The 19,726-nt window shown below is 70.9% G+C and carries 17 protein-coding genes; all 17 read left to right on the forward strand.

Annotated elements, in window-relative coordinates; translation table 11 throughout:
* A partial coding sequence (locus EPA99_RS15725; protein WP_206733781.1) for a YadA family autotransporter adhesin occupies nt 1-2,100 on the forward strand: 2,100 nt, incomplete at its 5' end.
* A gap of 147 nt (nt 2,101-2,247) precedes the next feature.
* Nucleotides 2,248-4,125, forward strand: coding sequence for a S8 family serine peptidase (locus EPA99_RS15730; RefSeq protein ID WP_129472201.1), 1,878 nt, complete (start codon nt 2,248-2,250; stop codon nt 4,123-4,125).
* A gap of 160 nt (nt 4,126-4,285) precedes the next feature.
* Nucleotides 4,286-5,995: a type II secretion system ATPase GspE gene (gene gspE / locus EPA99_RS15735; RefSeq protein ID WP_129472292.1), complete on the forward strand. Its 1,710-nt coding sequence runs from the start codon at nt 4,286-4,288 to the stop codon at nt 5,993-5,995.
* 163 nt (nt 5,996-6,158) lie between these two features.
* On the forward strand, nt 6,159-7,373 hold the full coding sequence (gene xpsF, locus EPA99_RS15740; protein WP_129472202.1) for a type II secretion system protein XpsF: 1,215 nt from the start codon (nt 6,159-6,161) through the stop codon (nt 7,371-7,373).
* A 6-nt stretch (nt 7,374-7,379) separates the two neighbouring features.
* Complete coding sequence (locus tag EPA99_RS15745) at nt 7,380-7,766, forward strand: hypothetical protein (protein ID WP_129472203.1); 387 nt, start codon at nt 7,380-7,382, stop codon at nt 7,764-7,766.
* A gap of 27 nt (nt 7,767-7,793) precedes the next feature.
* On the forward strand, nt 7,794-8,222 hold the full coding sequence (gene gspG, locus EPA99_RS15750; protein ID WP_206733782.1) for a type II secretion system major pseudopilin GspG: 429 nt from the start codon (nt 7,794-7,796) through the stop codon (nt 8,220-8,222).
* A 12-nt stretch (nt 8,223-8,234) separates the two neighbouring features.
* Nucleotides 8,235-8,705 (forward strand): type II secretion system protein XpsH, encoded by a 471-nt coding sequence (gene xpsH / locus EPA99_RS15755; RefSeq protein WP_129472204.1) that lies wholly within the window; start codon nt 8,235-8,237, stop codon nt 8,703-8,705.
* Nucleotides 8,706-8,707: 2 nt separating this feature from the next.
* Complete coding sequence (gene xpsI, locus EPA99_RS15760) at nt 8,708-9,130, forward strand: type II secretion system protein XpsI (protein ID WP_129472205.1); 423 nt, start codon at nt 8,708-8,710, stop codon at nt 9,128-9,130.
* Nucleotides 9,073-9,777, forward strand: coding sequence for a prepilin-type N-terminal cleavage/methylation domain-containing protein (locus tag EPA99_RS15765; protein WP_129472206.1), 705 nt, complete (start codon nt 9,073-9,075; stop codon nt 9,775-9,777). Before xpsI ends, EPA99_RS15765 begins: the two co-directional genes overlap by 58 nt.
* The gene (locus EPA99_RS15770; RefSeq protein WP_129472207.1) at nt 9,774-10,622 is read left to right on the forward strand and encodes a type II secretion system minor pseudopilin; all 849 of its coding nucleotides are present in this window, start codon (nt 9,774-9,776) and stop codon (nt 10,620-10,622) included. Before EPA99_RS15765 ends, EPA99_RS15770 begins: the two co-directional genes overlap by 4 nt.
* Entirely contained in the window at nt 10,619-11,770 is a 1,152-nt protein-coding gene (locus tag EPA99_RS15775) for a PilN domain-containing protein (RefSeq protein WP_241688427.1), read from the forward strand. Before EPA99_RS15770 ends, EPA99_RS15775 begins: the two co-directional genes overlap by 4 nt.
* The gene (gspM, locus tag EPA99_RS15780; RefSeq protein ID WP_129472208.1) at nt 11,767-12,411 is read left to right on the forward strand and encodes a type II secretion system protein GspM; all 645 of its coding nucleotides are present in this window, start codon (nt 11,767-11,769) and stop codon (nt 12,409-12,411) included. The genes EPA99_RS15775 and gspM overlap by 4 nt, the downstream gene beginning before the upstream one ends.
* Nucleotides 12,401-13,204: a general secretion pathway protein GspN gene (locus EPA99_RS15785; RefSeq protein ID WP_129472209.1), complete on the forward strand. Its 804-nt coding sequence runs from the start codon at nt 12,401-12,403 to the stop codon at nt 13,202-13,204. The genes gspM and EPA99_RS15785 overlap by 11 nt, the downstream gene beginning before the upstream one ends.
* Before the next feature lie 14 nt (nt 13,205-13,218).
* Nucleotides 13,219-15,444 carry a type II secretion system secretin GspD gene (gene gspD, locus EPA99_RS15790; protein WP_129472210.1) on the forward strand — a complete coding sequence of 742 codons (2,226 nt, stop codon included), beginning with the start codon at nt 13,219-13,221 and terminating at the stop codon, nt 15,442-15,444.
* 14 nt (nt 15,445-15,458) lie between these two features.
* The gene (locus tag EPA99_RS15795; protein WP_206733783.1) at nt 15,459-16,289 is read left to right on the forward strand and encodes a glycosyltransferase family 2 protein; all 831 of its coding nucleotides are present in this window, start codon (nt 15,459-15,461) and stop codon (nt 16,287-16,289) included.
* A 190-nt stretch (nt 16,290-16,479) separates the two neighbouring features.
* A complete protein-coding gene (locus EPA99_RS15800; protein ID WP_129472211.1) occupies nt 16,480-18,237 on the forward strand; it encodes a DUF1800 domain-containing protein in 1,758 nt (585 codons plus the stop codon).
* An 8-nt stretch (nt 18,238-18,245) separates the two neighbouring features.
* A complete protein-coding gene (locus tag EPA99_RS15805; RefSeq protein WP_129472212.1) occupies nt 18,246-19,688 on the forward strand; it encodes a DUF1501 domain-containing protein in 1,443 nt (480 codons plus the stop codon).
* Nucleotides 19,689-19,726 lie beyond the last annotated feature (38 nt).

Here is a 19,726-nt window from a genome sequence, read left to right on the forward strand (position 1 = left end):
GGCGCGCAGTCCACCGCCATCGGTGCGGTGGCCAACGCCATCGGCGACTACGCCACCGCGGTCGGCACCCAGACCACCGCTGGCGGCACCAGCAGCGTGGCTGTGGGCGGTCCGGTGGACCTGATCCCGGGCCTGGGCTTTTTCGTCAACACCGAAGCCACCGGCGAGGCCTCGGCGGCCTTCGGCAGCGGCGCGCAGGCCACCGGCGACTACAGCGTGGCCAACGGCACGCTGGCGGCGGCCGAGGGCATCGAATCCACCGCGGTGGGTTACTTCTCCTACGCACCGGGCGATGGCGCCACGGCACTGGGCGCCGAGACTTGGGCCAGCGGCGAGCTGAGCACGGCGGTGGGCTTCTACAGCACCGCCCTGGGCGATAACAGCGTGGCGCTGGGCGCCAACTCCACGGCCACGCGCGACAACACCGTGGCGGTGGGAGCTGCCGGCAACGAGCGGCAGATCACCAGCGTGGCCGCCGGTACGGAAGCCACCGACGCGGTGAACAAGTCGCAGCTGGACGCGGTGGCCGCCACGGCGGCTTCGGCCAGCGCCGGCCTGCAGACCAATGGCGGCGGCGTGGCCAGCGCCACCGGCAAGGACAGCACCGCGGTGGGCAGCGGGGCGACGGCCAGCGGGGCGAGCAGCATTGCGCTGGGCGCCAACAGCACCGCGCGTGGGGCAGGTGGCGCGGCAGTGGGCGTGAACAGCCAGGCCGCCGGCAGCAACAGCACGGCGGTCGGTCGTCAGACCAATGCCGCCGGCGAGGGCTCGGTGGCGCTGGGCTTCAACTCCTTCGTCCGCCCGGGCATGAAGAACGCGGTGGCCATCGGCGCCAATGCCGGTGCATCCGGCGTGGAATCGGTGGCCATCGGCTCCGGCTCGCGGACCGACGAAGCCAGCACGGTGTCCTTCGGCAGCGGCAATGGTCGCGGCGGTCCGGCTACGCGCAGGCTGATCAATCTCTCCGCCGGCACGCTGTCGGCCACCAGCAGCGACGCGGTCACCGGGGCGCAGCTGTTCCAGGGCGGGACGGCGGTGGCCTCCTTCCTGGGCGGCGGCGCGTCCTTCGGGGCCAGGGGCTTCACTGCGCCGACCTTCGTCATCCAGGGCGACAGCTACTACAGCGTGGGCGATGCGCTGACCGCGCTGGACAGCAAGGTCAGCGAGCTGGATGCGCGCACGGCCTCCACCGCCACCGCTGCGGCACCGCAGGCGCGGAGCGCACGGGTGGCCAGCGCCGCGCCTACCGCTGCGGCGGCAACGGCGACACCCACTGCCGCACCTGCGGAGGCGGGCGAGGCCGGGGTGGCGACCGCGACCGCAACGGCGCCTGCCGCCTCTGCCAGCGGCGCCACCGCGGTCGGCAGCCAGGCACAGGCCAATGCCGAATCCGGCACGGCCGTGGGCGGCAGTTCCTACGCGCACGGCCCCAACGACACCGCCATCGGCAGCAACGCCAAGGTCAATGCCGACGGCAGCACCGCGGTGGGCGCCAATGCCAGCGTGGCGGCGGTGGCCACCAATGCGGTGGCCATGGGCGAGGGCACGCAGGTCACCTCGGCCTCGGCCACCGCGGTCGGGCAGGGGGCCTCGGCCACCGCGCAGGGCGCCGTGGCCCTGGGGCAGGGGTCGGTGGCCGATCGCGCCAACACCGTCTCGGTGGGCGCGGCCGGCGCCGAACGCCAGGTGGCCAACGTGGCCGCCGGCACGGCCGAGACCGATGCGGCCAACGTCGGCCAGGTGCGCAGCGCCAACGCGCAGACGCTGTCCTCGGCCAACGCCTACACCGACGCGCGCATCAATGCGTGGGAAGACGACCTGCTGCAGGTCCGGGGCGAGGTCGACCAGCGCTTCCGCAGTACCGATGAGCGCATCAACCGCCAGGGCGCGATGAGTGCGGCGATGCTCAACATGGCGGTCAGCGCCGCGGGCATCCGCACCGACAACCGCGTCGGCGTCGGCGTCGGCTTCCAGAGCGGGCAGCGCGCGCTGTCGGTGGGCTACCAGCGCGCCATCAGCGAGCGCGCCACCGTCACCGTGGGCGGCGCCTTCAGCGGCGATGAGCGCTCGGTGGGCGTGGGTGCCGGCTTCGGCTGGTAAGGCGATCGCGGTCGGCGGCCAAGGCCGTCGACCGCTCAATTTGCAGGTCGCGATGCGCCTTGACGGGCCGGTCAGGGACAGGGGCAATCGCGGGTTGATGCAGTGGACAGGCCGGGCTCGTACAACCAATCGAAAGGAACCATCGAGATGAAAATCAGGAAACTCAGTGCAGCGGTCACCGGTATCGTGTTTGCCGCGGGCCTGGCGGCAACCGGCGCCCAGGCGGCCAACAACACGCCGCTGGTCAAGGGTCTGTCATCGCCGGCGACGCAGTCCGGCGGTGGCGACCGGCTGATCATCAAGTACCGCGCTGGCAATGTGGCGGCCAGCAGCGTCTCCTCCAAGCTGACCACCGTGCGCACGGCCGCCGCCCGCGCAGGCGTGGTGCAGGCCCGCGCCGCCGGTCGCAGCGCCGCCTCGCCGCTGACCGCGCGCTATGGCCGCAAGCTCGGCACCGGCTCGGACCTGGTGCGCATCTCGCGCAAGCTGTCCGATGCCGAGCTGACCAGCCTGATCACCGAACTGAAGGCCGACCCGGCCGTCGAGTCGGTGCAGGTGGACCGCAAGATGTACGCCTTCCGCGACTTCAAGACCGCCGCCGCGCCGGGCGTGCAGCCGGCGATGACGCCCAACGACCCGTACTACGCCCAGTACCAGTGGCACCTGTCCAGCCCCACCGGCGGCATCAACGCCCCGGCGGCCTGGGATGTGTCCACCGGCGCGGGCACGGTGGTGGCGGTGCTGGATACCGGCATCCTGCCGGACCACCCGGACATGAAGTCCGGCAACCACCTGCTGGCCGGCTACGACTTCATCAGCGACGCCTTCGTCTCACGCCGCGGTACCGATGCGCGCGCGCCGGGCGCGCTGGACTACGGCGACTGGAACGACGACGCCTCCCAGTGCCGGGTTGATGACAGCTCCTGGCACGGCACCCACGTGGCCGGCACGGTGGCCGAGCTGACCAACAACGGCGTCGGCATGGCCGGCGTGGCGCACGATGCGCAGGTGCTCCCCGTGCGCGTGCTGGGCCGCTGCGGCGGCTACACCTCCGATATCGTCGACGCCATCATCTGGGCCTCAGGCGGCACCGTGGACGGCGTTCCCGCCAACCAGAATCCGGCCGAAGTCATCAACCTGAGCCTGGGCGGCAGCGGTGCCTGCGAAGCCGCCGAGCAGGATGCGGTGGACCTGGCCATCGCCAACGGCAGCCTGGTGGTCATCGCGGCCGGCAACTCCGGCGCCAACGCGGCCAACCACTCCCCGGGCAACTGCGACAACGTGGTGACCGTGGGCGCCACCGGCGTGACCGGCGGCATGGCCTACTACTCCAACTACGGCGCGACCGTGGAGATCTCCGGCCCCGGTGGCGGCGTCAACGAGGGCTCGCCCACGGGCTACGTGTGGCAGGCCGGCTACAACGGCACCACCACGCCGACCTCCGGCGCCTACAGCTACATGGGCATGGCTGGCACCTCGATGGCCTCCCCGCACGTGGCCGCGGTGGCCGCCCTGGTGCAGAGCGCGCTGGCTGAAGCCGGCCGCGAGCCGCTGAAGCCGGCCGACCTGAGCGCGCTGCTGATCAAGACCGCGCGTCCGTTCCCGGTCAGCATCCCGGCCAGCACACCGATCGGCTCGGGCATCGTCGATGCCGCGGCGGCGCTGAAGGAAGCGCTGAAGGAACCCTGCGACCCGACCGAGGAAAGCTGCGCGCCGGACGCCACGCCGCTGGTCAACAAGGTGGCCGTGGGCAATGTCGCCGGCGCAACCGGCAGCGAGACGCTCTACAGCTTCGAGGCCAAGGCCGGCGCGACGCTGAGCTTCATGACCTACGGCGGCCGCGGCAACGTGGATGTCTACGTCAGCGTGGGCGAGGAGCCGACCACCAGCGACTTCGACGCCAAGTCCGCGCGCACCGGCAACAGCGAGACCGTGCGCTTCACCGCGCCGGTGGCGGGCACCTACTACGTCAAGCTGGTCGGCGCCGCGTCGTACAGCGGCGTGAGCGTGGTCGCGCGCCAGTAAGCCTTATCGCCATGCAGTCCTTCGAACCCCGGCACCTGCCGGGGTTCGTCGTTCAGGGTTCTGTGACTCGATCGGCGCCGCGCGCGGGCGACTGTCGGCGGCAAGCTGCTAGAGTCAGCGCCACGCAAGGAGCCGATTCGTGAACGCCGTTCAGCAACACATGCCTGCGACCCTGTCTTCTCCCGCGGAACTGCGCGTGGTCGATGCCCTGATCGCGCGCGGCCGCCTGAAGGACGCCGACCTGGCGCGGGTGCGCCGGGTGCAGGAAGAGGCAGGCGGCAGCCTGCTGGCGCTGCTGCTGCGCCTGGGACTGGTGTCCGAGCGCGACCATGCCGAGGTCTGCGCGCAGGTGCTGGACATCCCGCTGCTGTCCGCGCGCGAGTTGCCAGAGCTGGCCCCCGACCTGGAGGAACTGCCGGCGCTGTCGCTGCGCTTCCTCAAGCAGTTCCAGGCCTGCGTGGTCGGTGGCGATGCGCAGCACCTGCAGCTGTGGATGGCCGCGCCCTACGACGATTACGCGCGCTCGGCGGTACAGCTGGCCACCGGCCGCCAGGTCCGCGTCGCGGCCGGCCTGGGGGCGGAGATCGACGACACCCTGGAGCGCTGGTTCGGCCAGGGCCGCAGCGCCATGGGCACCATCATCGAGAACGTCGATGGTCAGGCCGCCGACCTGGACGATGTCGAACATCTGCGCGACCTGGCCTCCGAGGCCCCGGTCATCCGCCTGGTGAACCTGGTGATCCAGCGCGCGGTGGAGCTGCGCGCCTCGGATATCCACATCGAGCCGTTCGAGAACCGCCTGAAGGTGCGCTACCGCGTCGATGGCGTGCTGGAGGAGGGCGAAAGCCCGCCGGTGAACCTCACCGCCGCGGTGATCAGCCGCATCAAGATCATGGCCCGGCTCAACATCGCCGAGCGCCGTTTGCCACAGGATGGCCGCATCCAGCTGCGCGTGCAGGGCAAGGAGCTGGACCTGCGCGTGAGCACGGTGCCCACCGCGCACGGGGAGAGCGTGGTGATGCGCCTGCTGGACCGCGAAACGGTGGTGTTCGACTTCCAGCGCCTGGGCTTCACCGACGAGTTCCTGCCGCAGTTCCTGCGCGTGCTGGAGCAGCCGCACGGCATCCTGCTGGTGACCGGCCCCACCGGCTCGGGCAAGACCACCACGCTGTACACCGCGCTGAGCCAGCTCAATACCGCCGACGTCAAGATCATCACCGTCGAGGACCCGGTCGAGTACCAGATCGAGGGCATCAACCAGATCCACGTCAAACCGCAGATCGGCCTGGATTTCGCCAACGCGCTGCGCAGCATCGTGCGCCAGGACCCGGACATCATCATGATCGGCGAAATGCGCGACCTGGAGACGGCGCGTATCGCCATCCAGTCCGCGCTGACCGGCCACCTGGTGCTGTCCACTCTGCACACCAACAACGCAGCCGGCGGCATCACCCGCCTGCTGGACATGGGCGTGGAGGATTATCTGCTGACCTCCACGGTCAACGGCATCCTCGCCCAGCGCCTGGTGCGCCGGCTGGAGCCGACCCATGCCGAGCGCTATGTCGCCTCGCCGGAGGAGATCGAAAAATTCAGCCTGCGTCGCTACCAGCCCGACGGACCGATTCACCTGTATCGCCCGCAGCCCTCGGCGCTGGCGCCCACCGGCTACCTGGGCCGCACCACCATCACCGAGTTCCTGGTGATGAACGACGAGTTGCGCCGCGCCGTCATGCGCCATGCCGGCATGGGCGAGCTGGAGCAGCTGGCGCGCCAGGCCGGCATGCGCACCATGTACGAGGACGGCATCGCCAAGGCGCTGGCCGGCTACACCACGCTGGAGGAAGTCCTGCGGGTGACCGAGGACGCATGAGCAGCGTGTTGAGCAGCCGGGACCGGGGACCGGGGACCGGGGACCCGGGAAACAGCGTCCACTGCAGGCGCATGCGCGCCTGCCTGTCCGGCACACGCGCGCGCACTTCTGCCTTTGCCTTCCCCGGGTCCCCGGTCCCCGGTCCCCGGTCCCGGAACTGCTGATGCCCCTGTACCGCTACAAGTCCCTGGACGCGCAGGGCGAAATCCTGGAAGGGCAGATGGAGGCGGCCAGCGATGCCGAGGTGATCGCGCGGCTGCAGGAGCAGGGTCACCTGCCGATGGAGGCGCGGCTGGCCGGGGCCGGCGGGGGGCGCAGCCTGCGCACCTTGCTCTCGGCCAAGGCCTTCGATGGCGAACGGCTGGTGCAGTTCACCCAGCAGCTGGCGACCCTGCTGGGCGCGGGGCAGCCACTGGACCGCGCCCTGACCATCCTGCTGGACCTGCCCGAGAGCGAGCGCGCCAAGCGCATCGTCGGCGACATCCGCGACACCGTGCGCGGCGGTGCGCCGTTGTCGGCCGCGCTGGAGCGCCAGCACGGCACGTTCTCGCGCCTGTACGTGAACATGGTGCGGGCCGGCGAAGCCGGCGGCAGCCTGCACGATACGCTGCAGCGCCTGGCCGATTACCTGGAGCGCAGCCGTGCCTTGAAGGGCCGGGTGATCAACGCGCTGATCTACCCGGCGATCCTGCTCGTGGTGGTCGGCGCGGCGCTGTTGTTCCTGCTGGGCTACGTGGTGCCGCAGTTCGCGCAGATGTACGAAAGCCTGGACGTGCAGCTGCCCTGGTTCACCCAGGCGGTGCTGACCCTGGGCCTGTTCGTGCGCGACTGGTGGCTGTTGCTGGTGGTGGTGCCCTGCGTGGCGGTGCTGCTGCTGGACCGCAAGCGCCGCGACCCGGCCTTCCGCGACCGCCTGGACCACTGGCTGCTGCAGCGTCCGGGCATTGGCTCGCTGCTGGCCAAGCTGGAAACCGCGCGGCTGGCGCGCACGCTGGGCACCTTGCTGCGCAACGGCGTGCCATTGCTGTCGGCACTGGGGATCGCGCGCAACGTGCTGGGCAACCGCGCCCTGGCCAGCGACGTGGAGGCGGCGGCCGATGAGGTCAAGAACGGCCGCGCCCTGGCCACGGCGCTGTCGCGCCACCAGCGCTTCCCGCGGCTGGCGCTGCAGATGATCCAGGTCGGCGAGGAATCCGGCGCGCTGGACACCATGCTGCTCAAGACTGCCGACACCTTCGAGCTGCAGACCGCCCAGGCGATGGATCGCATGCTGGCCGCGCTGGTGCCGCTGATCACCCTGATCCTGGCCTCGGTGGTGGGCCTGGTGATCGTGGCCGTGCTGGTGCCGCTGTACGACCTGACCAACGCCATCGGATAGTCCGCGATGCTGCAACCCGCCCGCCCAGCGTTCCTTTTCGCCGCCTTGGCCTGCCTGCTGCCGGGCGCGGCTGCGGCGGCCGAGGCAACCTCGGCTTCCCCGCATGCCCTGGCCCTGCAGCTGGTGCTGCAGTCGCAGGCGGCGCAGATCGAGGCGATGGACCGCGAGCTGCCGCGCGAGCACGACACCCTTACCCGTGCGTGGTCGGTCGAACGCGCCATCGCACCCGGCTTCATCGATACCCGCGGGTTGCTGCAGGTCACCTATCACGTCGATGGCGTGGCGCTGGCGCGCTGGCAGGTGGACCTGGCCGCTGCACGCGTGACCGAAGCGCCTGTTTCAATGGTCTCCCTTTCTCCCACCGCGGTGTCCCCCGACACCCGACGTCCCTGACGGCAACACTTGCAAGAGGATCCGCCCATGCGTCGCCATTATTCGCTGAGTCGCTCGCCCGCCCGCCAGGCCGGCATGAGCCTGCTGGAAATCATCATCGTCATCGTGCTGATCGGCGCGGTGCTCACCCTGGTGGGCAGCCGCGTGCTGGGCGGTGCCGACCGCGGCAAGGCCAACCTGGCCAAGTCGCAGATCCAGACCCTGGCCGGCAAGATCGACAGCTACCAGCTGGACACCAACCGCCTGCCGAGCCGTCTGGAAGACCTGGTGGCCGCGCCTTCCGGCGTGAGCGGCTGGCTGGGGCCATATGCCAAGCCGGCCGAGCTCAACGACCCCTGGGGCCACCCCATCGAATACCGCGTGCCCGGCGAAGGCCAGCCCTACGAGCTGATCAGCCTGGGCAAGGACGGCCAGCCCGGCGGCGACAGCTACAACGCCGACATCCGCTACGAATAAACGCAGGCGCGCATGCACCGTCGTCGCGACAGCGCGGGCGTCACCCTGCTGGAGATGCTGCTGGTGGTGGCGCTGCTGGCCATCGCCGCCGCCCTGGCGGGGATGGTGCTGAGCGGTGGCATGCGCGGCATGCAGCTGCGTGCGGCCAGCCAGGACATCGCCGCGCAACTGCGCTACACCCGGGCACGCGCCATCGCCAGCGGCGAGCCGCAGCGCTTCACCATCGAGCCGCGCGCGCATCGCTGGACCGGGGCGGAAGGGCGCCGCGGCGAGATTCCCGCGGCCCTGTCGGTGGCCTTCACCGGTGCGCGCGAGGCGGCTGGCGCGGCCGCCCCCGCCGACGCGCAGGGCGCGATCCTGTTCTTCCCCGACGGCGCCTCCACCGGCGGGCGCATCGAGCTGCTGTCCGGCGATGCCGGCTGGCGCGTGGACGTGGGCTGGCTGATGGGCGATGTGCGCCTGCGCCGGGTGGGAAGGTCCTGAGCATGCGCCAGCGCGGCTTCACCCTGATCGAGGTCATCGTCGCCACCGCCCTGCTGGCGCTGGGCCTGACCCTGCTGCTGGGATCGCTGACCGGGGCGGTGCGCCAGGTGCGCGGCGCCGAGGATGCCGGGCGCGTGGCCCTGCATGCGCAGTCGCTGCTGGCGCAGGTCGGGGTGGGCGCGCCCCTGGAACCGGGCGAACAGAACGGCAGCTGGGATGAGGGGCGCTATCGCTGGCAGCTGCAGGTGCGGCCGTTTCGCGACCCCGCCCAGCGCGGCGATGCGCCAGTGGCCGCCGGCAGCCGGCAGCTGATGGAGCTGGTGCTGCAGGTGCGCTGGGATCAGCAGGGCCAGGCGGCCGTGCGCGAATGGCGCGGGCTGCGCCTGGTCAAGGGGCCCGAAAGCCTGCCTGGAGCGGCCCGGTGAAGCGCCATGCGCAGGGCTTCACCCTGATCGAAGTGCTGCTGGCCACGGTGCTGCTGGCCACCGGCCTGGCGCTGGCGCTGGCCTCGATCCGGTCGATTTCGGCAATGACCACGCGCGGGGAGGTCATGTCCCAGCGCAACGAGCGCATGCGCGCGGTGGAAGGCCTGCTGCGCCGCCGCCTGGCCAGCGCGCGGGCGATCGCCTTTGCCACCGAGGCCGACACGCTGCGGCCGTACCTGTTCGTCGGCGAGCCGCAGCGCATGCGCTTCGTTTCCGATCTGCCCAACTATCTCGGACGCGGCGGGCCTTATCTGCACGATGTCTATGCCAATGCCGATTACGGCATGCTGATGCTGGACATGACCCTGGTGCAGGGCGGCCAGCCCATGCCCGAGCGCAGCCCGCGCCCTCCCGAGCGCTTGGCCGAAGGCCTGGACAGCGTGCGCTTTCGCTACCGTGGGCTGGCCGAGAACGGTGGCCTGGGCCCCTGGCAGGAGCGCTGGGACCAGGTCGACGCCTTGCCGGTGCAGGTGGCCATCCTGGTGCAGCCGCGCCAGGAAGCGCCGTGGCCGGAGCTGGTGGTGACGCTGGCCGAAGGCAATGGCGGCGGCGCCGCGGCCAGCGCGCCGTCGGGGCTGCGCCGATGACGCGCATGCGCGGGGCCGCGCTGGTGCTGGTGCTGTGGCTGATCGTGCTGGCCACCGCGCTGATCGGCAGCTTCGCGCTGTCGGCGCGGGTGGAGGCGCTGCAGGGGCGGGTGGCGATCGATGGCGTGGGCGCCTACGAAAGCGCGCGTGCCGGCGTGGAGTACGCGCTGCTGCGGCTGGAGGACATGGACCCGCGCAGCCACTGGCAGCCCGATGGCCGGCCCTATGCCTGGCGCTTCCACGACAGCGCGCTGGAAGTGCGCATCGTCGATGAGAGCGGCAAGGTCGATCTCAACCTGGCTGATGTGCAACTGCTGACCCAGCTGTGCCGCGCGGTGGGCATCGCGCCCGAGCGCGCCGCACAGCTGGCCGGGGCGATCGTGGACTGGCGCGACGGCGATCCGCTGACCCAGCCCGGTGGCGGCGCCGAGGATCCGGACTATGCCGCGGCCGGTTTGCCCTATGGGGCCAAGGACGCGCCGTTCGAAAGCCTGGGCGAGTTGCAGCAGGTGCTGGGCGTGACCCCGCAGGACTACGAGCGCCTGCTGCCCAACGTGACGCTCTATTCCAACCTGGCCCAGCCGGAGATGCGCTTTGCGCAGGCGCCGGTGCTGGCCGCGATGGGCATGGACGCCGAACTGGTGCAGTCCCAGAGACTGCTACCCGGCGTCAGTGGCGCACCGGCGGCGGAGCGCGGCAGCGGCACGTATAGTATTGAGAGCCGCGCGCGGCTGGCCAATGGACGCGTGGCGGTTCTACGGACGGTGGTGCGACTGGGCGAGGGCCCGGTGCCGGGTTCGATGTATACGGCGCTGCGCTGGGAGGAAACGTGGGCACCCCGATGAACACCGTGACGACGCCAGCCAATGCGATGGAGGCCCGAGGGGCTGCGCTGGTCGAGCGCGTGCGGCTGTTCCTGGCATGGTGGAAGCGCTCGTTGCTGCTGTGCCTGCCGCGCAGCTGGCGGCGCGTGCTGGGCCTGGGCGATGACCGCGTGCTGATCTACCTGCGCGATGCGGCGCTGGTCCTGGACCGCGACACCGGCGATGCGGTGACCGCCCTGGCCGAGCTGCCAGCCGAGGCGCAGGCGCTTCCCGATTCCCTGCTGGGCGCGCGCCTGGCCGCGCTGCCGCGCTGGGCGGTACTGCCGGCGCACGTGGCGTTGCGGCGGCGGCTGCGCCTGCCGGCCGCGGCCGCCGGACGCCTGCGCGACGTGGTGGGCTTCGAGATCGACCGGCAGACCCCGTTCACCGCCGATGCGGTGCATTACGACGCGCGCGTGCTGGAGCGGCGCGAGGACGGGCGTCTGGAGGTGGAGCTGGTGGTGGTGCCGCGCGAGGCGGTGCAGCGCGTGGTGACCCAGCTGACGCCGCTGAGCGGCGAACTGGCGGGCGTGGACGTGTTCGACGAGCTGCATCAGCCGCTGCGCGTGAACCTGTTGCCGGCGGCCCAGCGCGGCCGGCGTGGCAGCGGCCAGCGCAGCATCTCGCTGGTGCTGGCCGCGGTGGCGGTGATTGCCTTGCTCGGGGCGGCCTCGATCGTGCTGGACAACCGCCGCGATGCCGCCACCGCCCTGGAGGCGCAGGTGCGCAGCCGCGCCGAGGCGGCGCGCACGGTGGCGCTCAAGCGCCAGCAGCTGGTGGACCTGATCGACGGCAATACCTTCCTGGCCCAGCGCCGCACGGCCTTGCCGGCCACGCTGCAGGTGCTGGACGAGCTGACCCAGCGCCTGCCCGATGGCACTTACCTGGAGAAGGTCAGCATCGAGAACAACCGCCTGCTGGTAATCGGCCTGAGCTCGGAGGCGGCGTCGCTGGTCGGGCGCATGGAGGGCGCACCGTACTGGCGCAACCCGGCGCTGAGCGGTGCCCTGCAGCCGGACCCGCGGGTGCGGCGCGATCGCTTCAGCATGGTGGCCGAGCTGGTGCCGCCGCCACGGCTGTCCGCGGCCAGCACGCCGGCTGGCGCGGCTGCACCGGGGGCGCGCCGATGAGCGCGCGCAGCGACAAGCACGACCGCTGGCTGGCGCTGGCCCTGCTGCTGGCGGTACTGGCGCTGGTCTACCTGTTGTGCGTGCACCCGTGGTGGACCGAGCCGATGCTGGTGGAACAGGACCGCATCGCCCAGGCCCAGGCGCGCAGCCAGCGGGTGGAAGCCGCGCTGCGGCAGGCGCCGCAGATCGACCGCGAGCTGGCCGCCCTGCGTGCGCGTCTGGCCGATCGCCCCGGCTTCCTGCCCGAATCGACCGTCGAGCTGGCCACCGCCGGCCTGGTGCAGCGGCTGGAGCAGGTGGTGGCCGAGGCCAGCCCGGGCAACCGCAGCTGCGCCATCACCAACCGCTCGCCGATGACGGACATGGTGGCCGACCGCTATGCGCGCGTGGTGGTGCAGGCGCGGCTGCGCTGCGGCACGCCGGAGCTGGCATCGGTGCTGTACGCGTTGGAAAGCGGCGCGCCACGGCTGTTCGTGGACAACCTCAACATCCTGGCCCTGCGCACCAGCTACCTGCCGGTGGAGGCCGGGCGCGGCAGCAACAGTGGCGGCCTGGACATCAGCTTCGATCTCTACGGGTTCCTGGCGCCCTCGGCCAGCGCCACGGCCGTGCCTGCACAGGGAGGCGCCGATGCGCGCTGACGGCTGGACCCTGCGCACCTGGATCCTGGCGGCCATCGCCGGCCTGTCGGTGCTAGTGCTGTTGCTGGCACTGGCGGGCATGGGCGCGCGCCTGCCGACCTCCGCGCCGGAAGACCCCGCGCCCCTGCCCAGCACCGCGTCCCTGCCTAGTGCCGACATCGGCCTGCAGTCGCGCGAGGCCTACGCAGCCATCGCGCAGCGGCCGCTGTTTTCCGACAACCGCCAGCCGCAGCCGTTCTTCATCGAAGGCCAGGGCCCGGCCGAGGGCGGCGGTGCCTTCAATTTCGTGCTGACCAGCGTGCTGCTGGCCGGGCAGACCCGCCTGGCCATCCTGCAACCGCCCGAGGGCGGCAGCTCGGTGCGCTTCAAGCTGGGAGAAAGCGCCGAGGCCTACCCGGACTGGCGCCTGGTGACGCTGTCCGCGCGCAGCGCCACCTTCGAAGGCCCCGAGGGCGTGCGCACCCTGGACCTGCGGGTGTTCGACGGCAAGGGCGGCGAGCGCGCCACCCAGCTGCAGCAGTTCCAGGGCAATGGCGAGAACGCCAGCGCGCAGCAGGCCGAGCGCCGCCAGCCCGCGGCCAATGCGCCGCAGCAGGCGCCGGTGCCCGCGCTGTCCGGACAGACCGCCAACACGCGCCCGCCACAGCCGCCGGCGAACACCCCCACCCCTGGCGCGCCCGCCAACAACGCGCCCACGCCCTCGGATGAGCAGGTCCAGGCCATCCGTGCGCGCATCCAGCAGCGACGCGCGGAGCTGCGGCGCGAGCAGCAATCCTCCGGAAACGGCCAATGATCCCAATCGCATCGATGACGCCACGCCTGACCGCCCACACCCTGTTGTTCGCCGCGCTGGCCACGGCCCTGTCCGGCTGCGCCAGCAATCCGCGCCCGGAGCTGCGCAAGCCAGACCCGCAGGCCGTGCCCGAGCAGGTGCGCCAGGAGGCGCTGCCCGACGACGGCGCAGCGCCTGCCGCGCGCCTGCATCGCGGCACCGGGCAGGTGATCAACCGCAGCGTGGCCGCCGCACCGCCGCCGCAGCTGGCGGCGACCTCGGGCGAGGCCACCTTCAATTTCGAAGGCGAATCGGTGCACGCGGTGGTCAAGGCGATCCTGGGCGACATGCTGGGGCAGAACTACGTCATCGCCCCGGAAGTGCAGGGCACGGTGACCCTGGCCACGCCGCACCCGGTCAACGCCTCGGCGGCGCTGTCGCTGCTGGAGATGGTGCTGGGCTGGAACAACGCGCGCATGGTCTATCGCGATGGCCGCTACAACATCGTGCCGGCCGATCGCGCCCTGGCCAGCGGCTCCATCGCCCCGCGCAGCGGCCCGGCAAGCAACGCCCGCGGGTTCGAATCGCGGGTGGTGCCGCTGCGCTTCATCGCCGCGGCGGAGATGGAAAAGCTGCTCAAGCCCTATGCGCAGCCCAACGCCATCGTCAACGTCGACAGCGGCCGCAACCTGATCACCGTGGCCGGCACCCGTAGCGAGCTGGAGAACTACCTGCGCACTATCGAGGTGTTCGACGTGGACTGGATGTCCAGCATGTCCGTGGGCGTGTTCCCGCTGGAGACCAGCCGCGCGGCCAAGGTCGCCGCCGACCTGGAGAAGATCTTCGGCGAGCAGGGCAAGTCGCCGGTGGCCGGCATGTTCCGCTTCATGCCGCTGGACGGCGCCAACGCAGTGCTGGCGATCACCTCCCAGCCGGCCTACCTGGAGCAGATCCAGCAGTGGGTGGACCGCATCGACGGGGCCGGCGACGGCGTGCGGCTGTATTCGCACGAGCTGAAGTACATCACCGCCAAGGACCTGGCCCAGCGCCTGGCCGAGGTCTACGGCGGCGGGGCCGGGCGCGGCAGCAGCGCCGGCAACGAGTCGGTGTCGTTGATGCCGGGCCTGAACTCCACCACGATCAACGATGGCGGCTTCGACGGCCGCATGGGCACCAGCTCGGCCACCATCGGCGGCAATAGCGATGGCAGCGCCTTCGGCAGCGGTAGCGGGCTGGGCGGGTCGTCCTCGGGCCTGGGTGGCGGCGCTGGCGGCTCGGGCGGCATCGGCAGCCTGCAGCTGGGCGAGCGCAGCGGCGGCAACGGCAGCGTGACCCTGGACGTGGACGGCGACCGGGTCGGCGTGGCGGCGGTGGAGGAAACCAACACCCTGCTGGTGCGCTCCAGCGCCTCGGCCTGGAAGTCCATCCGCGATGTCATCGACAAGCTCGACAGCATGCCGCTGCAGGTGCATATCGAGGCGCAGGTGATGGAAGTGGCGCTGACCGGTGACCTGAGCTATGGCGTGAGCTGGTTCCTGCGCAACGCCGACGGCACCATCCCCACCGTTCCCGACGGGGTGGGGCTGCGCAACCTCACCCCCGCCGGCCCCAACGGGACCGGCGGCCTGCTGTATACCTTCGGCGTGAACAACGGCGTGGGCCTGGTCAGGGCGCTGGACGAAGTGTCCGACGTGCACATGCTGCAGACGCCGTCGCTGACGGTGCGCAACAACTACGAGGCCTCGCTGACCGTGGGCAGCCGGATCCCGATCAATTCGGTGAACGTCAGCACCGGGGTGGGCAACGACAACACCTACAGCCAGGTCCAGTATCTGGATACCGGCACCATCCTCAAGGTGCGCCCGCGCGTGACCCGCGAGGGCACGGTGTTCCTGGACGTGATCCAGGAAGTCAGCTCGCCGACCGGCACCGGCGATGCCAACGGCAACTTCACCATCAACAATCGCAGCCTGAAGACCACGGCCATCGTCAACAGCGGCGAAACCGTGCTGTTGGCCGGCCTGATCCAGGACACCACCGAGCGCGGCTCTTCCGGCTTCCCGGGGCTGAGCCGGATCCCGGTGATCGGCGCCCTGTTCGGCCAGCAGAACCAGAACACGCGCCGCAGCGAAATCGTGGTGCTGCTGACCCCGACCCTGATCCGCGACCCCGGCCAGGCCAGCCGTCTGACCGAGGAATACGGCCGCCGCTTCCGCGCCATGGACCCGCTGCCCGAGCGCGGCGCCAAGCCCCGGCGCTGAGGGCGCCCACCCGCATGAGCCTGCCGGTGATCGTCCTGCCCGTGGGCACCGACGATGTGGCCCTGGACGCCTGCCTGGCGGCGCTGGATGCCGGCACACCGGCCGGGACCCCGGTGTGGTTGGCCGACGACGCCCAGGCCGGGCCGCGCGGGCAGGCGGTCATCCAGCGCTGGCTGGCCGCCACGCCGCTGCAGGCCGAATACAGCCGGCGCGCCCAGCCGGTCGGGGCGGTGGCGCACCTGGACCAGGTGCTGGCGGCGTGTGGCGAGGCCGATGTGCTGGTCCTGGCGCCCGATGCGGTGCCGACCCCTGGCTGGGCCAATCGGCTGGCGGCCTGCGGGCGTCAGGATGCCGCCATCGCCACGGCCACGCCCTGGTGCAATGCCGGCCAGACCGCCAGCTGGCCGCGCCTGGGTGAGGTCTTCCCGTTGCCCGCGGACCTGGACGCACTGGCGCAGGCCGCCGCGCGGCTGGCGCCCACGCTTCCCGAGCTTCCCGCCGCGGTGGACCACGCGGTGTGGATCAATGGCCGCGCGCGTCAACGCGCTGGCGGTCTGGACATGGCCACGTTCGATTCCTGGTATGCCGCCCTGATCGATCTGTCGCTGCGACTGGCCGGCCTGGGCTGGCGCAACGTGCTGTGCGAGACCGCCTTCGTCGGCCGCAGCGGCGAGGGCGGCCCGGCCGAGGGCGAGCTGGAGCGCCTGGCCACGCGCTGGCCCGCCTGGCAGGCCCGGATCGCCACCTTCCTGATGCACGACCCCCTGCATCCCCTGCGCGCCAACCTGACTGCGGCCCTGGCCGCCAGCAATTCGGACACTCCCCAGCGCGCGCTGTTCGATTGACGCCCCGCGCTGGCACGCCGCATGCATTCCCATCTGGGCATGGCGCGTCACTTCGTGCCATTCCGCAACAGGTTGTGACATAGACTCCAGTCCGGGGAGACACACGCCGGGTTGGACGCCATTCAATGCGCCGTCCGGAGTGACAGCTACACGCCACCGCAGCCACGGTGGCACTTGGAGAGATCGATCGATGAAGCACTTGACGCTGATGCGCCACGGCATGCTCGTGTGCGCGCTGGGGACCCTGGCTGCCTGCGGCGGCGGCGGTGGTGGGGACGCGCCCGCGGCCTCGCCGGCGCCCGGCGGCGCCACGCCCGCACCTGCACCCGCCCCCGCGCCGGCCCCGGCGCCGACACCGGCGGCCTATTCGGACATCCCGCAGAGCGACGCGGAGGCCGCGCGCTTCCTGACCCAGGCCACCTTCGGCCCGACCCGTGCCGACATCGCCCGCGTGCGCCAGATCGGCTACAGCAAGTGGATCGACGAGCAGATGGACAGCAGCGCCACGCCGGTGAACTCGGTGCTGGCCGGGCTGCAGGCGGTGGAAGCGGCCGGCATGGCCCGCGATGCCCTGCAGCCGCAGTTCCGCCGCAACCTGTGGCTGTGGCGTGCGGCCACCGCCAGCGACCAGCTGCGCATGCGCGTGGGCTTCGCCCTGGGCGAGATCTTCGTGGTGTCCGACCGCGAAGTGGCCGACGGCAAGCAGACCCTGTACCGCATCGCCGACTACCAGGACATGCTCAACCGCGATGCCTTCGGCAGCTATCGCGCCGTACTGGGCGATGTCTCCGTGCACCCGGCGATGGGGTACTTCCTCAGCCACGTCGGCAATCGCAAGGCCGACCCGGCAAAGAACCTGACGCCTGACGAGAACTACGGTCGCGAGGTCATGCAGCTGTTCTCCATCGGCCTGATCCAGCGCAACGCCGACTTCTCCGAGGTCAAGGACAGCGCCGGCAACCCGCTGCCGACCTACGACCAGGACGTGGTCAGCGGCATGTCGCGGGTGTTCACCGGCTGGACCTACGCCGGCCAGACCGACGCCCAGTACGGCCGCAACGAGAACAACAGCTTCGCGCCGATGGAGTGCCACCCCAAGTTCCACGACGACCAGCCCAAGACCATCTTCAACGGCATCGTCATCAACGAGGGCAACAACTGCACCGCCAGCCTGAACAAGACCCTGGATGCGCTGGCCGCGCACAAGAACGTGGCGCCCTTCATCAGCCGCCAGCTGATCCAGCGCCTGGTCACCAGCAACCCCAGCCCGGCCTACATCGGCCGCGTGTCCAAGGCCTGGACCGACAGCAACGGCAACCTGGGCAAGGTGGTCAAGGCGATCCTGCTGGACAACGAGGCGCGCGTGGCGCCCACCGATGCCAGCTTCGGCAAGGCCCGCGAGCCGCTGGTGAAGATCGCCACGCTGTGGCGCAGCTTCGAGGCCAAGTACATCCCGGGCGAATACGGGCTGGTGAAGTTCTCCTTCACCAACGCGGGCGATCTAACCAGCTCGCTGCAGCAGGAATCGGTGCGCGCGCCGTCGGTGTTCAACTTCTTCGAACCCGGCTACCGCCTGCCCGGCATCAATGGCGCGCCGGGCCTGTATGCGCCGGAGTTCCAGATCCTGACCGAGGCGACCTACATCAGCTCGCTCAACCAGCACGAGGCGCTGGTGTGGAGCTTCGCCGGCGAGGCGCCCACGGCCACCACCAATGCGCCGGTGCTGGATCTGTCGCGCTTGACCGCCATGGCCACCAATAACGACCGCGCCGGCATGGTCGAAGAGGTCAACCTGCTGCTGTTCTACGGCGCGATGCCGGCCGAGACCAAGACGGTGATGACCAAAATGCTGACCGACCTGGCCACGGCCAAGGTCAGCGCCAACGAACAGGCGCGCTCGCTGGTGCTGCTCGCCTTCGCCTCCCCCGAATTCGCTGTCCAGCGCTGAGAACCGACATGTCCCATTCCACTCGCGAAGACCGCCGCTCCTTCCTGCGCGGCCTGTCCACCATGCTGGCCGGCGGCGCCGCCTACGCGCTGCTGCCGCAGCTCGAACTGGCCGGCCGCGCCGTCGCCGCCGAAGCCCCGGGCGACTACCGCGCCATGGTGTGCATCTTCCTGTTCGGCGGCAGCGACTCGTACAACATGCTCATCCCGCACGCCAGCGGGGAGTACGACATCTACAACGCCAGCCGCGGCGGGGTGTACGACGCCACCAGCAACCCCTTCGGTCTGGGCATCGCCCGCGATGCGCTGCTGCAGGTCACCGACCCCTTCGGCAAGACCTGGGGCCTGCACCCCAGCTGCGGCGGCATGAAAAGCCTGTTCGACGCCGGCGAGCTGGCGTTCCTGGCCAACATCGGCACGCTGGCCACGCCGGTCACCAAGGACGAGGTCAACAAGAAGACCAAGCAGCTGCCGAGCTATCTGTACTCCCACAACGACCAGCAGAAGCAGTGGATGGGCGGCTCGTCCTTCCAGAGCATGTCCACCGGCTGGGGCGGGCGCGCGGCCGATCGGCTCAAGGGCCTGAACACCGGCACGCCGGCGCTGCCGCCGGGTATCAGCCTGGCCGGCAACAACCTCTACCAGCTGGGCGCCAGCACGTTGCCGTACGCGGTGGCCTCCAGCGGGCCCACCGCCACCCGGCGTTTCTCCGCCACCGGCAACGCCGCCGACAAGATCCGCGACCAGGCGTTGCAGGCGCTGATCCAGCGCGACTACACGCCGGCGCTGACCGACCAGTACGGCGTGGTCAGCGACAGTGCCATCCAGCTCAACCTGCGCCTGCAGACGGCGCTGCTGCCGGCCAATGGCGGCGACATCGCCACCGTGTTTCCGTCCAACAACGGGCTGGCCAGCCAGCTGCGCATGATCGCGCGGCTGATCAAGGCCGGGCGCAGCTCGGCCATCGGCCATCGCCGCCAGGTGTTCTTCGCCAGCATGGGCGGCTTTGACACCCACCAGAACCAGATGGCGCCCAACGGCCATGGCGCGCTGCTGGGCCAGCTGGGCGACGCGCTGGCCGCGTTCCGCACGGCGCTGGCCGAGATCAACTCGCTCAACGATGTGGTGACCTTCTCCATGAGCGATTTCGGTCGCACGCTCAACAGCAATGGCAACGGCACCGACCACGCCTGGGGCGGGGTGCAGCTGGTGATGGGCGGCAGTGCGGCCAACGGCGGGCCGCTGCAGGGCGGCCGCGTGTGGGGCGACTACCCGCTGCTGGAGCTCAACGGCCCGCAGTCGCTGGGGCGCGGCCGCATGATCCCGACCATGTCGGTGGGCCAGCTGGGCGCCACCGTGTCCAGCTGGTTCGGCGTAGGCAACAGCGAGCTGCAGACCATCTTCCCCGGCCTGAACAACTTCGCCACGGCCAGGCTGCCGTTCCTGGGCTGACCACAACGGCGCTGACCGGCCTCGCAGCGGCGGGTATC

It is taken from the genome of Pseudoxanthomonas composti (genome assembly GCF_004122095.1).
In the GTDB taxonomy this organism is placed as follows: Bacteria; Pseudomonadota; Gammaproteobacteria; order Xanthomonadales; family Xanthomonadaceae; genus Pseudoxanthomonas_A; species Pseudoxanthomonas_A composti.